At 42.9% G+C, this 16,048-nt stretch carries 8 protein-coding genes and 1 pseudogene; 5 read left to right on the top strand and 4 right to left on the bottom strand.

Features of this window, described 5'->3' with window-relative positions; translation table 11 throughout:
- The first annotated feature begins 13 nt into the window (after positions 1–13).
- The 4 genes from IQ274_RS12710 (at position 14) to IQ274_RS12695 (ending at position 8,742) form a co-directional block, all read left to right on the top strand.
- Positions 14–577 (top strand): DUF11 domain-containing protein, encoded by a 564-nt coding sequence (locus IQ274_RS12710; RefSeq protein WP_194142466.1) that lies wholly within the window; start codon positions 14–16, stop codon positions 575–577.
- 145 nt (positions 578–722) lie between these two features.
- The gene (locus tag IQ274_RS12705; RefSeq protein ID WP_194142465.1) at positions 723–2,273 is read left to right on the top strand and encodes an isopeptide-forming domain-containing fimbrial protein; all 1,551 of its coding nucleotides are present in this window, start codon (positions 723–725) and stop codon (positions 2,271–2,273) included.
- Positions 2,270–6,139, top strand: coding sequence for a TonB-dependent receptor (locus IQ274_RS12700; protein WP_194142464.1), 3,870 nt, complete (start codon positions 2,270–2,272; stop codon positions 6,137–6,139). The genes IQ274_RS12705 and IQ274_RS12700 overlap by 4 nt, the downstream gene beginning before the upstream one ends.
- A 173-nt stretch (positions 6,140–6,312) precedes the next feature.
- Positions 6,313–8,742: a hypothetical protein gene (locus IQ274_RS12695; RefSeq protein ID WP_194142463.1), complete on the top strand. Its 2,430-nt coding sequence runs from the start codon at positions 6,313–6,315 to the stop codon at positions 8,740–8,742.
- 70 nt (positions 8,743–8,812) lie between these two features.
- On the opposite strand, the gene miaB is transcribed toward IQ274_RS12695, so the two are convergent.
- The 3 genes and pseudogenes from miaB to IQ274_RS12680 form a co-directional block, all read right to left on the bottom strand.
- Entirely contained in the window at positions 8,813–10,177 is a 1,365-nt protein-coding gene (miaB, locus tag IQ274_RS12690; RefSeq protein ID WP_163930633.1) for a tRNA (N6-isopentenyl adenosine(37)-C2)-methylthiotransferase MiaB, read from the bottom strand.
- Between the two features lie 28 nt (positions 10,178–10,205).
- Positions 10,206–10,787 (bottom strand): annotated as a pseudogene (locus IQ274_RS12685) (Uma2 family endonuclease).
- 119 nt (positions 10,788–10,906) lie between these two features.
- Positions 10,907–12,340 carry a carotenoid oxygenase family protein gene (locus IQ274_RS12680; RefSeq protein WP_194142462.1) on the bottom strand — a complete coding sequence of 478 codons (1,434 nt, stop codon included), beginning with the start codon at positions 12,338–12,340 and terminating at the stop codon, positions 10,907–10,909.
- 169 nt (positions 12,341–12,509) lie between these two features.
- On the opposite strand from IQ274_RS12680, the gene IQ274_RS12675 reads away from it, so the two are divergent.
- Positions 12,510–12,971 carry a globin domain-containing protein gene (locus IQ274_RS12675; protein WP_194142461.1) on the top strand — a complete coding sequence of 154 codons (462 nt, stop codon included), beginning with the start codon at positions 12,510–12,512 and terminating at the stop codon, positions 12,969–12,971.
- A gap of 809 nt (positions 12,972–13,780) precedes the next feature.
- Here IQ274_RS12675 and IQ274_RS12670 read toward each other — a convergent pair.
- Positions 13,781–16,009, bottom strand: coding sequence for an NACHT domain-containing protein (locus tag IQ274_RS12670; protein WP_194142460.1), 2,229 nt, complete (start codon positions 16,007–16,009; stop codon positions 13,781–13,783).
- Positions 16,010–16,048: the final 39 nt, after the last annotated feature.

The raw sequence follows: 16,048 nt of genomic DNA, 5'->3' as shown, positions 1-16,048 counted from the left end.
GAGGTTATTGATTATGAAGCGTTTTTATTTTGCAAGTTTAGGAGCCATCGCACTTATTGCTACAGTGCCATTTGTTAGCCAAGTGCCAGGAATCGCTTCTCTATGGCATTCTACCAGTGCTGTTGCCCAAAATGTCAAAACTCAAGGGCAAATACAATTGCGCTTAGAAGCTGAGAAGCAAGTGATAGCACAGGATCAGCAGGGTAAGCAAAGTAAGACATGGCAACCTTTAAAAGGTCAAGCTGTGGTGCAACCAGGAGATGTGTTGCGATATACATTAAGTGGCGAAAATAAGAGCGATCGCCCCGTAAAGAATTTGATTCTCAATCAACCTATTCCTAAAGGAATGGTATACATACTGAAATCTGCGATCGCCACTAATGAGACTAAAGTAACCTACAGCATTGATGGCGGACGCAGCTTTGTCGAAAATCCCACTGTTAAAGTTACTCTTCCTGACGGGAAAGTGGAAACAAAACCAGCACCAGCGAATGTTTACACCCACATCCGTTTGCAAGTGCCATCAGTTCCGGCCAAGAAAACGGTTAAAGCTATTTATCAAGTCCAAGTTCGCTGATTCGTTATGCCTGATATCACCCGCCTGTAGCGACTTTTTTGGGAGTCAAGAGCGAAAAACAACGTGCTTTATAAGGAGAATCGGAGGGATCTTCGATAGATAAACAAGTGCTTTTATTAACAAAAAAAGTGGCATTCCAGAGGAGATGTGTTCAGTGAGCCGTCCTCAAAAGAAAAAACAAATTACTTATAGGAGTAGCTGGTATCAAAGGTTAACAGCTACTGTTCTTCTGGGAAGTTTTTTGCAAACTACTATATCTATACCAGCGATCGCACAACAGACTAACAATCTGGGTGTGTCTTTGCCATTAATAAATCAAGCTACTTATACTTATACAGACTCTGCTAATAATCAAAAATATGACGGAACTTCTAGTCAGCTGAATGTTAGTCCTAGCCCATTAATCGATCCATTAGGGCGGATATTAGGTTGTGCTGGTACTATTTTGCCTGACTATACAGGTTTTTCAGTTGGTGTATACGAATCTAACCCTAGCGACCCAACGGGTACAGAATTAGGTGGCTTACTTTCTTTGACTCGAACAGAGTTACCCGATATTCCTAATAACAACGTTCCTGGCGGTAAGTCGCCAAATACCGAGAATAGTAACCCCTACTTCGTTACGAATAACCCTGCGGGTGTCTACAATTTCCTACTCGATCCGAATAAGGGTCAAACCGATCCAGGTAGAACTTATATTTTCGTAGTTAATCCACCGCCAAATTCTATCTATAAGCAACGGCGGATCAAGATTGAAATCCTTGGTAGCACTGGTACACAAGGTAATAATATTGTGCGATATCTTGCTACTTCTTTGGATGGTCAACCAATTACTCTTACAGGTGAGACTAGGGTAGAGCAAACGGTTGTCTTGGTTCCGAATGCAGAAGTAGTAGGACTAGATTTATTAGCCTTTGAATTCAGTACAAATTTGTGCCAAGCCAATCAGTTGCAGATTGTCAAAACAGGCGATCGCGCTACGGCTGAACCTGGAGATACGGTAATCTACCGGATCTCGGTAAAAAACCTTGCTGATGCTGGTTTGAATAATATATTTGTCACCGACAACTTACCTTTAGGATTTCAGTTTTTACCTAAATCTGTGCGGGGTGAGTTAGATGGTCAAGCAATTACTATCACCTCAGAACGCAATGGAAACACGGTGACATTCCGCACAGATGTAACAGTTCCTACGGGAAAAACTCTGAATATTGCTTACGCGGCTCAACTAACAGCCGATGCTGCGCGTGGTAACGGTCGCAATAGTGCGATCGTGAATGCTCAACGAGCTGATAACCGTTTTAGCACCAAGGATGGCCCAGCAACGCACCAGTTAAAAATTCGTCCAGGAATCGTTTCTGATTGTGGCACGATTATCGGTCGTGTGTTTATTGATAAAAACTTTGATGGTGAACAACAACCTGGCGAGCCTGGAGTCCCCAATGCAGTGATTTTTCTGGAGGACGGAAACCGCATCACCACAGATCCGAATGGTTTGTTCTCCTTAGCTAATGTCTTACCAGGAAGTCATACAGGCGTACTAGACCTCAGCAGTGTACCGGGTTACACCCTAGCTCCCAACCAAAAATTCCGTGAACGGAATAGCCAATCTCGCCTAGTACGTTTAGAACCTGGTGGCTTGGTACGTATGAATTTCGCTGTCACCCCCGCCTTCCAGGAGCCAGTCAAAAAATGAAACCCAGACTGCACCATACAACTATTTTCAACCTGAAGATGATGGGGTTGATGCCAGTAGCTCTCAGCCTCGTTTTGTATCCTGCCATAGTTAAGGCAGAACCTACAAATGAAAATCTTTTTTTCCCCGATTCGCCTTCACAAGCAGATAAAGGTGTCGAAGATCCTGAAGTTTCAAGGGATCTAGAAAAACTCTCTCCTAAGACGGGAGAGGCTTTGAATTCTCCCCCGTCCTTACAAGGGAAGGGAGCTAGAAGTTTGGTTTTTCCAAATAATGTGAAAAACCAGGATGAGGATCAAGCGGATCGGAATAAAGTTGCTGAAAAAAGCATAGATTCAAGTTATCCTCATCTTTTGGGAAGTTCTGACAAGCAATTTCTGTCTCTTGAACTTCCTTCAACGAATACTTTAATTTCAGATGTTCAGCCAAGGGAAACGGAAATACAAGCATTTCAACCAGCAACTTCTGTTCAATTACCTAGAGGCTTACGCAAAATAGCTGGAGTAACTGAGGAAAATCAGAAAATTCCCCCCACTTCCCCCATCTCCACAGGAATAAAATTCCTGATGCCAACTGCTAACAACATTGTGGATGTTCCTGCTACCAAAGTGATTGTGCAATTCCCCGTTGGAAGCACAGTAGAATTACGGTCTAATGGTGTATTAGTAGATCCTTCCTCAATTGGACGAACAGAAAGCGATGCCAATACTAATTTAGTAACGCAGACATGGTATGGTGTTTCGTTAAAAGAAGGTAATAATACCATCTCTGCACAAGTAGTAGGAGGGACAGAACCTCCTATAACGGTGCAAGTTGTAGTTCGGGGAGCGCCACAGAAACTAACCTTAGAAACTGTTGAGTCTCGTATCCCGGCCGATGGACGTTCTATAGCTACAATCAAGGGTCAACTGATCGATGCAAGTGGTAATCGCTCTAATCGTGATGCTGTTATCACTTTGATACCTACTGCTGGGGAGTTGGTTGGGAAAGACTTCAAAGCTGATGAACCCGGATTTCAAGTAGAGGCGAAAGCGGGGCAATTTACGGCTAAGTTGCGATCGCAACTCAAAGCCGAAACTGTCACAATTCGCGCCATAGCTAATAATTTAGAAGCCTTTACTCAACTACAATTTGAAACCTCACTCCGTCCGAGTTTGGTTACTGGCGTAATAGATTTACGTTTGGGCGCTAGAGGTACAGATTATTACGGCAGTTTCCGTGATTTTCTCCCGCCTGACAAAGATAACAGAACGCAGTTAGATTTCCACTCGGCGATATTTGCCACTGGTGCGATCGGAGAATGGTTGTTTACAGGCGCATACAACAGTTCTCGTAACCTCAATGAAGATTGCAACTGCGATAATCGCCTGTTTAGAACTTACCAATCCAGCGAGCAAAATTATCCTGTCTACGGCGATAGCTCGCGAGTTGATGTCGTTGCTCCTTCCATTGACAGCCTATATGTGCGTTTGGAGCGTACAACTGGTGTCCCCGGAGCCGATCCTGATTATGCCATGTGGGGTGACTACAACACAGAAGAGTTTGCGCGGCGATCGCAGCAATTTACTTCTGTCACCCGACAACTTCACGGTTTTAAAGCTAACTATAACTTAGGGAACCTACAAGTTACAGGTTTGTATGGCAACCACTTAGAAGCTTTCCAACGAGATACTATTGCTCCCGATGGTACTAGCGGTTATTACTTCCTCTCTCGCAGAATACTACAACCAGGTAGTGAAAATGTCTTTATTGAGTTAGAAGAACTCAATCGTCCTGGGACTGTACTAGAACGGAAACAGCTTAACCGTGGCCCAGACTATGAAATCGACTACGATCGCGGTACTTTATTATTCCGCGAACCTATCCTTCGTACCGATATCGATCAAACCGGACAAGTTTTGGTACGCCGGATTGTTGTTAGCTATCAATATGACAGCGAAGATTCTGATAGCAATATCTATGCTGGTCGTTTGCAATATAATCTTTCCCGCAAACTTAACCAAGAAAGTTGGATAGGAGCAACTTATGTCCAAGAAAATCAGGGAGTACGCGACTTTCAACTCTATGGTGCAGATGCACTGATTGCTTTGGGTAATCAAGGTAGATTAATTGCAGAATATGCCCATTCCACTAATGATTCTGATGTTGTAGGAAAGGTTAGTGGTGAAGCGTATCGGTTGGAGGCTGAGGGACAAATTACTAACGGGATTCAAGGTCGTGCCTATTATCGCTTTGCCGATACAGGTTTTGCTAATAATGCCACTATCAGCTTTGTCCCAGGACAAACCCGTTATGGAGCGCAGGTTACAGCTAAACTCAGTTCAACTACAAACGTCAGGGCGCAGTACGACCACGAAGACAATTTTGGCATTGCTCCCCAACCTTTAGATACCTTTGAAGAACTGTTTGCACCCCGTTATGAGTCGATACCTGGTAGTAAAGTTGATAATTCCTTAACGACAATTTCCGCCGGGATTCAACAACGCTTGGGTAGTGCCATTATTGATTTGGATTGGATTCATCGTCATCGAGAAGACCGCATTCCCGACAGCGCCCTCAGTGGTACTTCCGATCAATTGCGATCGCGTTTTACAGTTCCTATTGCTAAAAATCTGACTTTCCAAGCCCAAAATGAAATCAGTTTATCTTCCCAAAAAGATAGCGTTTACCCAGACCGTACCATCTTCGGGCTGAATTGGGCAGCAATTCCTGGTGTAAATATCAGTCTGGCCCAACAGTTTTACACTAGTGGTCAATATTCGGGTAATTCCATCACCAGCTTGAGTGTCAACGGTGAACACAAACTCGGTTCGGATACTACCTTGACTGGTCGTTACTCAATTTTGGGTGGTGCAAATGAAATGACTACCCAAGGGGCGATTGGTCTAAATAACCGTTGGACTATTGCTTCGGGATTGCGGCTGAATGTTGCTTATGAACACGTATTTGGCAACTTCTTCGGACGGACTGCGGCGGGTCAACAATATGCCCAACCCTTCGCCTTTGGTCAATCAGCATCTGCGATCGGATTTGATGGTGGCGATAGCTACAGCGTGGGGCTGGAATACAGTGATAATCCGCAGTTTCAAGCCAGTGCCCGTTACGAACATCGTTCTTCTTCTGGTGGTAGCAATACAGTAATTACCGCAGGTGCTGCGGGTAAAATTTCTCCGGCTCTCACCGCATTGGTACGTTATCAACAAGCTGGTTCATCCAATCAAAAGCTTTCAGGACTGGGGGATACAGCTACTTTAAAGTTGGGACTAGCTTATCGCGACCCCAATAGCGACAAATTTAATGCCTTATTGCGTTATGAATATCGCAAAAATCCATCAACTATCCCTGACACCATCCTCTTAGGTAGTGGTACGGGTTCCGAAGACCATACTTTTGCTTTGGAAACTATTTATGCTCCTAACTGGCAATGGGAATTCTATGGTAAGTATGCCTTGCGTAACAGCACTTCTTACATAGCCAGCGATTTAGCTGGTACTAGCACAGTAAATCTGGGACAATTACGCGCTACCTATCGTTTGGGATATAGCTGGGATTTGGTGGGTGAGGCTCGTGTAATTAGTCAGTCTAGCTACAGTGAAACAGGCTTTGTAGTAGAAACAGGCTATTACCTTACACCTAACCTGCGTGTTTCTGCTGGATATGTATTTGGTAAAGTTGATGACCGGGATTTCTCAGGAACACGTTCCGCAGGTGGCGCATATTTGGGTGTCAGCGTCAAACTCAACGAATTATTTGATGGCTTTGGACAACAAAAACCAGTGCCACGTCAGCCACAGGAATCTGCAATGAAAACTTTGGTGGGTAAACTCAAGGCTGCAACGAAGGGGATGCAAAAGCGTGAAATATAAAACAACTATTTAATAAAAACAATGCCACTATAAATCTGAATACAAATGGTAGATTATCTACGATTTCGGGAAAGCTAGAGACTGAAGATTTGTTTGAGGATAATCAGCCTTCATTGATGATTATGGTTCAGGTAATCAGCATCTTTTAAAGGTTATTTTATGGTGATTTACTAATGAAGAATTTATGGCAAAATTTTAATATTTTTAGCTGGGGATTGCTCGGTGCGACATTAGTACTTCAACCTACAGTAGCGCAAGCTCAATATATCCAGCGATCGTTCCTAAATCCCAGCTTTGAGCAACCTGTATTTGGTAATGTTGGTCAACAATGTTACGTTCAAGTATCGCCAGGTATTATCCCTGGTTGGGAAACGACTCATGGCTCAGTCAAGGCGGGAACAGGTAATTGTAGTGGTTATGTATCTCCAGGAAATGTACCACTGATTGAGATTTGGAAAACAGGATTTAATGGTGCTAGCACAGCAACGATACCAACTAGTGCAGGAAATCAATTTGCTGAGTTAAATGCAGAGCAAAATTCTGAGTTGTATCAGAATATATGCCTAATCAAAGATGAAACGATCACGTTCTCTCTTTTACATCGCGGGCGCTCAAGTTCATCTGTGGCTGATGTTACCAATTTTTTAATTGGACTAAATACCAATCCAACATCAACTATTTTTGGCACATTCTCAACAACTAGCAATGGAACAGTTATGGCACAACCAGTAGCGCAGAATGGTGCAACTATTCCTACTGTAAGTAATAATAATGCAGGAAATGGCTGGGTAAGATACACTGGCACAGTGCCTTACACTGGCGCTTCTGCCACTCAACCTGTAGGATTTGCGGCTGTTTCCACGGCGGGCGGAAACAATACTATAGGCAACTTCCTTGATGAAGTCCAATTTGCTGGTAAACCGGTGCTTGAGTTCACGGCGAGTTCAGGTGGTGCAGCAGAATCGGAAACTAACCCTACTACTAACCCACCTAAACTTAGGATTGTTGGTTTAGTGCCAACTGGTGGGATCAGTGTTTCAATTTCAGTTTCTGGTACAGCCGTTTTGGGTACAGACTACAACACAATATCAAACACATCCACCTTTAATATCAGTATTCCTGCGGGTAACTACGACGGCAGTGATGCTACTAGTGTCTTTACCATTCCTTTTACTGTTATTAACAATAACGTTCCTCAAGGTGTGAGGACAATTGTATTTACCATACAACCTTCATCTAGTTTTTTCGCCAGTTCAACAACAACTTGTGGTGGTTCTCCAAAGATCGCTTCCAGCTACACAATCTATGATGATGATTTCCTTAGCGGCAAGGTTTGGGATGATGCCGACAATAGTGCTAACAATACTTTTACTAATATCAATACTGGTTCGGAAACTGGCACCAATGCAGGTGGGTTATTAAATGCTATTCTCGTAGATTCTAATAATAACGTCTTAAAAACAACACCTGTCGCCGCAGATGGTACTTATACTTTTCTCAATGTTCCCTTGAATCAAAGTAACGTTAAAATTATCTTAAGTACAACTGCTGGCACTGTAGGTAATACTGCCCCTGTGCCATCCCTTCCATCTAACTGGGTCAACACTAGCCCACTCACGACAGCTACTTTTAATACTGCTACAAACATCTCTAGTAAGGACTTTGGAATTGAGCAGTTGCCCGATACTAATAATGTCAGTGGATCTACAACAACAAATCCAGGGGGAACCAATACTGTACAAGTTCCAACACTATCTGGCACTGACCCGGAAGATGGGAACCTTGGTTCTAGCAACAGTTTCAAGATTGTTAGTCTGCCAAGTAATGGGACGCTGTACTACAACGGTGTAGCTGTGACAGCTAATCAAGTGATTACTAGTTACGATCCGACGAAGCTAAAAGTAGATCCGAATATAGATGGCGCTACAACCATCACTTTTACTGTAGCCGCAGTAGACAAAGCAGGTAAGGAAGATCCCACACCTGCTACGGTAACTATGCCATTAACTGCGTTATCAGCTAGCAAACCTCAGTTAATTTTAGTGAAACGCATCACGCGGATTAACAGCCAGAATTTAACTAACATTGTAGATGGTCGCAGCGACGTTTCTCCTAGCGCTGCCAACTACGTAGCATCTCCTCGTGACACTGATGATGATAGCAGTAACACATGGCCCACTAATTACTTGCGCGGATTGATTAACGCTGGGATAGTCAAACCAGGAGATGAGTTAGAGTACACTATCTACTTACTTTCCAATGGTCTAGGTAATGCAACTAGTGTTCAAATTTGTGATTTAGTTCCTGTCAATACTACTTTTATTCCCACTGCCTTTAATGGTCTGACTCCTAATGATGGTGGTTTATCAGGAGCAGATCAAGGTATTGCTCTTGCGCTTGGTTCTAGCACTCCTACAGTTTATTTGACTAATGCTCAAGATAGCGATCGCGGACGTTTTTATACTGCTAACGAGACAGTCCCATCATACTGCGGTGCTAACATCAATGGGGCGGTGGTGGTGAATATTACACGGAGTCCAGATTTACCCAATCTCGTCAAAGATTTTTACGGTTTTGTCCGTTTCCGCGCTAAGGTGAAGTAGCTTTGAGGAAGAAAAAAGGTTAAATGTGAGGTTCCTTTTCCCCTTAACCTTTTGCCTTTACCCCTCTTGTTTATACTGGTATGGCTTGTCTCACTTCAACTGGTTCACCTGTGAGGCTAAAAGGGCGAACTTCGGTAATTTTTACCTTCACTAACTGTCCTTTCAATTCTTTGATGTCCCCACTGAAGAATGTCAGACGATTACCATCAGTGCGTCCCATTACCTGGGTTTGATCTTTAGGATTTTGGTCTTCTACCAAAACTTCTTCGATACGTCCAAAGTAACGTTGCGATCGCTCTGCTACTTTCAAGTTTCCTAGATGATTGAGCCTTTGGAGGCGATCGCTTTTCACTTCTTCACTTAGCTGATTGTCCCACAAAGCAGCAGGTGTCCCTGGACGCGGTGAATATGCTGCTGTATTCAACATATCAAAGCCAATATCTTCCACCAGTTTCAGGGTATTTTCAAACTGTGCTTCTGTCTCCCCAGGAAAACCAACAATCGCATCAGCACTAATGGAAGCATCTGGCATATACCGCCGAATGGTATCGATAATCCGGCGATATTTTTCATGGGTATAACCCCGCGCCATCGCCTTCAAAAGTTCATTATCCCCAGATTGAAAGGGAATGTGGAAGTGTTTGCAGACTTTGGGTAACTCAGCACAAGCCTTAATTAATCTCTCTGTAAAATAACGGGGATGGCTAGTAGCAAATCTTAATCTTTCAATTCCCGGCACATCATGGACGTAGTAAAGTAAATCTGTGAAGTTGTGCAGATGCCGACCTTCTGGTGTTGTTCCTGGTAAATCTCTACCGTAAGCGTCAATATTTTGACCAAGTAGAGTAATTTCCTTGTAACCTTGCCGTCCTAATTCTTCCATTTCAGCCCGGATCGCTGACGGCGTGCGAGATTGTTCAATACCACGCACATTGGGAACTACGCAATAGGTGCAGCGTTCGTTACAGCCGTAAATTACATTTACCCAAGCTGTGACTTTACTATCCCGTCGCGGTTGGGTGATATCTTCAATAATATGAACAGACTCGGTTGCTACAACTTGGTTGCCGTCAAACACCGACTCCAGCAAATCTTTGAGGCGATTGGCGTGTTGTGGCCCCATTACCAAGTCTAATTCTGGAACTCGCCGCAATAGCGCTTCACCTTCTTGCTGGGCAACACAACCTGCAACGATGAGGGTTAAATCTGGCTGCTCATGTTTACGCTTCGCTTGTCTGCCAAGGTAAGAATATACCTTTTGCTCGGCATTATCCCGAATTGTGCAAGTATTGTAGAGAATCACATCTGCATTATTCGGATCTTCTGACCATTCAAAGCCCATGTCTTCCAAAACGCCAGCCATGCGTTCTGAGTCAGCTTTATTCATCTGACAGCCGAAGGTAGTGATGTGGTAGTGGCGTTTAGAAGTGGTCATGTTGCTTAGTTAACCAGTTAGAGTGAGGTTATTCTTTAGCCTCAAAGTCAACTTTATCATAAATATCTGATAGAGGGATTTGAAATTGAGTAGAGGATAGTGTTAAGATAGTACTCTCTTCTTCATACTCTGAGAAAATCCATTTATTTTCGTCAGTTTTAGAATACTGTTCTACATGATTTTTGTATTGATCGATGAGAACATATTCCTGAAAACTGGGAATGGTACGATAAGCCGCAAATTTTTCATCTAGGTCATAGCTTCTGGTAGATTTGGATAACACTTCACAAATCACTAAGGGATTAGTAATTGTATCTGTACGTCCCTCAGAAAATTCTAATGAACCTGCAACAACCATTACATCAGGATATGTATGAATTTGCTTTTTGGGAATCTATAGACGTTGATCGGCTATGAATACTCGATAAAGTTGTCGCTTCAAAGCAAAATTGAGGGTTGCACTTAGATTAAGAGCTATTTGGTTGTGATTTGGTGTTCCACCTGTCATGGGTATAATTTGACCATCTATATATTCATGACGATACTCGGAAATGACTTCTAGTTCTAGGTATTCTGTGGGAGAATAATGGCGTTTTTCTTGTAATTGCATAGGGCAATATTTTTTGGTATTTTTGATTTTGCATTGACCAGATGCGATTAAGTCTGATCAATGCTATTCGTTTTTACTGTAACCTTGTTTTTTAACGCAGAGGTAACACAGAGGGGTTATTAGGCTGGGTTCCAGGTGCCGTGGAAGCTGTGAGGGATGACACTGGGTAATCCTAGTTTGCAAACGGGTTCGGCATCCAGGCGATCGCTATCAAATACCCAAACTTCGCTACTATGAGAATTACCATCGTAGACGACGGTTAGCACCCAACTTTGCTCAGGGTTTTGGGTATTTTGGGCATGGATGGGTTCTGAAGGATAACGGTTTTCTCCAAAGTCTGCTTCGGTGAGGGTTTCGGTATTGTGATCAAAACGAGCGATCGCATTTAGTACTTCTTGGCTAATATCTGTTTCTGAACGGAATGTTGACATATATGTGTATCGAGAAGCTTGCCCCACGTTTTGCTGTGGTACATTCGGGAATTCACAATGTCTGTTTAATAGTTGCTGAATTGACGTAACTTTGCCAGTTTGGGGATGCAGATGAATTTGCGTTAGTGTACTTTTAGCTGAGGTGTGAGTCTCACCTGTAGCTACTTCCTTGAGATATTGGTTAGTTTGAAAATCTTCATAACGGGCAATATCTACAATCACTGAACCGCTACCATCTGCATAACCGTTACCAAAATGCCATTGGAACCAAGGTTCGGTTTCTCCACGACTCACTACAGATAGGGTTTCTCTGTCAAAAACTAAAATTTGAGTTCCTAATTTAGGTTGCCACTCTAGCGAATCACTATAGTTGTTTATCCCTATTAGCAGAGCTAAGATACTCAACCGCACCGGCGGAATGAAAAATACAAGATACTGTCCTGCTAAAACAAAATCATGCACAAATGGTATACCGTCTAGCTGGTATGCGGCTTGTTGGATAATCCGGCCAGTCGAATCGCTTTTGTAAATATTAAGCGTCGCTTTTTGTCCAGGACTGATGCCAAAGTTAAAAATCTCCCCTGTTTGCTCGTCACGCTTATAATGTGCGGAATAGCTTAATCCTTTAGTTAACCCCCCTAAATCATCTTCGCCCCAAGTTTCTAAAGTTTGTAAATCGAGGGCGTGAGGTTTACCACCTTCCCACAGTGCCAAAAGTTTATCTGGAAGTGCTATCACCGAAGTATTGGCAGCATTTTTAATGGGCTTTTGCCATTGATTCCAAATTGGCCCTGGTGCAGTCATGCCATAATTCCCATAGAGTAGTTTACCTGCTGTGGCTTCTTCTTGATAGCCAGAGGTTTGCACGTAGCGATAAACCCCCGTTGCAACTGCATCAGTAAAATTTACAGCCAGAATTGCTCCATCTCCATCAAACCAGTGTCCCATGCCAAGACCACCGCGTTCTAGTCGTGCGGGGCCATTGCGGTAAAGTGTGCCACGCAAGCCATCTGGAATTTTGCCAGAGATAATTGGCAGTTGGGTAGAAGGAAATTCTTTTGCTGGTTCTGCGATCGCACCTGCCCAAGCTTTTGTAGTTGACTTTTTTTCAATGGTATGCATATCAAATTTTGGTTGATAAATTATCGATGTACATACCTGCATTCTTACATTTTCATCTTTGTTGCAGTTTTTGAAATGATATTACTCGTTAACTGAGCTAGCTCATAGTAACCAATAGGAATAATCACTAAAGTGAAGTCAATCAAGATTCTAAGTGGTTCAAAAAACTATGGTTAGCCAACAAACAATAGATATCGTCAAATCTACAGCACCTGTTTTGAAAAAGAACGGTCAGCAAATCACAACTCGGATGTATGAAATTATGTTTCAAAATCATCCAGAAATCAAAGAACAATTTAGTATGTCTGCTCAAGCAGATGGTTCTCAACCTGCGAGATTAGCAACAGCAGTTTATAGCTATGCTAACCAAATTGATAATTTGCCTGCTTTAAAGTCGATGGTAGAGAAGATTGCCCATCGTCATGTGCAGACTCATGTTACACCAGAGCAATATCCTATTGTTGGAGAAAGTTTACTGCAAGCTATGAAAGATGTTTTAGGGGAAGCAGCTACAGAAGAAGTGATGGCGGCTTGGACTGAAGCTTATCAGGCATTGTCTGAGGTTTTCATTCATAGAGAACATGATATATATGTGGGTGAAGAGAAAAAACCACAGCTTGTGCATTCCTAACGATAAGACTTGGTGTCATAACAACAGCTTGAGGGTTTGTTACAACAACTTCAACGTTTATAGTTACAGTTTGAGCATTTATAACAACAGCTTAAGTTGTATTAACAACAGCTTCAATTTTACTTATCACAACTGGAGTTGTAGTAACTACGGCTTGAGCATTCATAACAACAGCTTAAGTTGTATTAACAACAGCTTCAATTTTACTTATAAGAACTGGAGTTGTAGTAACTACAGCTTGAACGTTTATAACAACAGCTTAAGTTGTATTAACAACGACTTTGATTTTGCTAATGAAAGCTTTTAGCGTAGCGACTTCAGCAAGCAAAAACTCTTCTAAATATAGTAGGACTTACGCACAAGAGATCCCCCAACCCCCTTTTTAAAGGGGGCTTTTAAGATCCCCCCCTTTAAAAACTACGGTGTACACACAAGTCTTATAAAGTTGTCTAACAGTGTTTCGATCCCCCCTAACCCCCCTTAAAAAGGGGGGAAATTTCTTCAAGTCCCCCTTTTTAAGGGGGATTTAGGGGGAGCAGATGATTTGTGTGTACACCGTAGCCCTTTAAAAAGGGGGGTTAGGGGAGATCGAGGTTTCAGGTTTTCAATGCGTAAGTTATGTATAATTTTGATCGCTTCTTCTATCGTCTCTCCTTGGCTGGCGGTTCCCACCTCTGGACATTCAGCTACATAAACATCCTCTTCCCAGTGCAAAATTGCTGTAAAGGTTCGAGTTTTTGTATCTTTAGCCTGTTGTAATGAACTCATGGAGCGTTTATCTGGCTATCTTTTCATTTTTTTATTGTTGCTTAACCACCTGGAACCAACAACATCCGCGCCTCAATCGTTTCCCAGGTTTGGGGTGACACCCGCACTGCTGCTTGTTTACACTGGATGATGAGGTAATTGGCGTAGAGATAATTGCCGAATGCTTCCACTTCTGCCTCAGATAAATCGATTATTTCTAGGGTGAGATTGAAAGCATTGAGTAAGGTTTCTTGGAGGCGGTTAGCAAATGCTTGACGTACTTTCTCTGGCTGTTGATCATCAGGAATTGTAGCTTTAAGTGCTTTCAGTTGGGCGATCAGCCCAGTAGAGTTGAGGTTATTGAAGATGTCTAATTTTTTTAGATCATCAGTATATTTGATGGCATCGCCGATGGCGTTGGCGTAGGCGTAGGCGTTGGCGTAGGCGTTGGCGTTGGCGTTGGCGTTGGCGTTGGCGTTGGCGTAGGCGTTGGCGTTGGCGATGGCGATGGCGGAGACGTTGGCGGTGGCGTAGGCGTAGGCGTTGGCGTAGGCGTTGGCGTTGGTGTTGGCATTGGCGTTGGCGTTGGCGTAGGCGTTGGCGTTGGCGATGGCGATGGCGTAGACGTTGGCGTTGGCGTAGGCGTAGGCGTTGGCGTAGGCGTAGGCGTTGGCGTTGGCGTAGGCGTTGGCGTTGGCGATCGCAATCGCAACTGCACGTTTACCCACAGGTTTAAAATCCCCTGCTGATCCAACTGTTACCTGTTCAGCCCAGTTTAATAAAGCTTGTAACTTCGGGGTATTAATATATTTTTGCGCTTCCTTTTCCATCAGCAGCAGCAAATCATCTGCACCACTACGCATTAACCCGGCTACTAACAAAAACACCTCTTTCCAGCGTTTATCTATTAGGTGTTCATTAAGTAACTTCTCAACTTGGCGATGGTCATCAATATATTGTGCTGTTAAATATTCCTGTAGCGTTAGATGAGAGAAAGAAAAGACATCCTCGGCTCGTTCTACTAAAATTCCTTGTTGAACAGCGATCGCATTCAGCACTGATTCCCCATTTAAATGCTGGGGTGCATTCAGATTACTCGCTAAGAATGTTTTGATTTGCTGAACAATATCACGCCCAGAAAAGAACAGTCTGTCAGACTCAAAACCTGTATAAGCAATCTCTGATAGTAATATCTCTTCTAATTCTGTATGCAGTCCTTGATAAATCTCTTCTCTGAGAATTCGCTTTTCTGATGCCCACTCTTCTAGCAATATCCGCAGTGCCTTCCGGTAAAGAACACTGCGATTATCTGGAAAACTTTGGGAACGGTCATAAACTAAACACAGAAATGTCAGCAATAAAGGTGTATGCGCCAACTCTTTTGCAGCTTCATGTTCTGGTTTTTGCAGTAACTCCCAACATTTCTCGCCTGTCTTCGCCTGTTTGTCTGCTTCACAATGAAACCAGTTATCAATAAATTGGTGAATTTGATCGTCGTCAAAATCTGCCATTCCCACATCGCTAAAGCGGCGAAAACTGCTGCGATAAGCCGCCGTGCGACAGGAAGCAATGAAACGATTATTATTGTACTTATCAACAAAATTTTGAATTTCGCTAATTGCCTCAGTCAAATTTTTTGTTGGTACTTCATCTAAACCATCCAGCAAAATTAGTAACTTACCTTCTTCTAGAGCTTTAACTGTAAATTTATCTGGTGATGGAAAGCCACAAATACGGAACTCTTCAGTAATAAATGCTTTAATATCGATATTGCCGGATGCAAACCTTTTCAATTCGATAAAAACTGGAATGCAGGCATATTTAAACCCTCCTTTTTTACCTTTGAGTGCTTCTAGTCCCATCTTCCGCACAAATGTAGACTTTCCGGCACCAGGGCCACCAAGCACCATCAGATATTGTTTATTGTTAGCAACTTTAATTCCTGCTTGTTTTTTACCATCGTGAGATTGAAAACTTCGGCTTTTTGCTTGGCGATAGACTTCTTCTAAATTCTCAATGGATTCAAAACTACGGATAGCATCATGACCTAAAAACTGAACTGCTGTATAGATCGATTCTAGCTTGACAGGTTCCCGCATTCCCAATACTTTGAGAATGCCATGCCGTTCTTCGTAGTTCTTTTCATATTGCTTTGATGCAGCAAAAATTAACTTCTTGGTTTTTTCATCCAGGGTTTTGCCTAATACTCCTAAAGCCTGACCACCGCTTTGGAAAACCATAGCGGCGACACCGCTAACGGCTGATATAGCCCAAGGTTCCATTCCTGTCATAAGATTATCAGTGAATATATCTAAAAATTAAAGCAAAGT

It is taken from the genome of Nostoc sp. LEGE 12447 (assembly GCF_015206985.1).
Lineage (GTDB): Bacteria > Cyanobacteriota > Cyanobacteriia > Cyanobacteriales > Nostocaceae > Nostoc.
The sequence above is the reverse complement of the archived record's forward strand: the minus strand, read 5'-3'. Positions and strand labels throughout refer to the sequence as shown.

Excerpts from the sequence above, each read along its gene's own strand:
- IQ274_RS12710 (WP_194142466.1), top strand. The coding sequence starts at position 14 with ATGAAGCGTTTTTATTTTGCAAGTTTAGGAGCCATCGCACTTATTGCT.
- IQ274_RS12705 (WP_194142465.1), top strand. The coding sequence starts at position 723 with ATGTGTTCAGTGAGCCGTCCTCAAAAGAAAAAACAAATTACTTATAGG.
- IQ274_RS12700 (WP_194142464.1), top strand. The coding sequence starts at position 2,270 with ATGAAACCCAGACTGCACCATACAACTATTTTCAACCTGAAGATGATG.
- IQ274_RS12695 (WP_194142463.1), top strand. The coding sequence starts at position 6,313 with ATGAAGAATTTATGGCAAAATTTTAATATTTTTAGCTGGGGATTGCTC.
- miaB (WP_163930633.1), bottom strand. The coding sequence starts at position 10,177 with ATGACCACTTCTAAACGCCACTACCACATCACTACCTTCGGCTGTCAG.
- IQ274_RS12680 (WP_194142462.1), bottom strand. The coding sequence starts at position 12,340 with ATGCATACCATTGAAAAAAAGTCAACTACAAAAGCTTGGGCAGGTGCG.
- IQ274_RS12675 (WP_194142461.1), top strand. The coding sequence starts at position 12,510 with ATGGTTAGCCAACAAACAATAGATATCGTCAAATCTACAGCACCTGTT.
- IQ274_RS12670 (WP_194142460.1), bottom strand. The coding sequence starts at position 16,009 with ATGACAGGAATGGAACCTTGGGCTATATCAGCCGTTAGCGGTGTCGCC.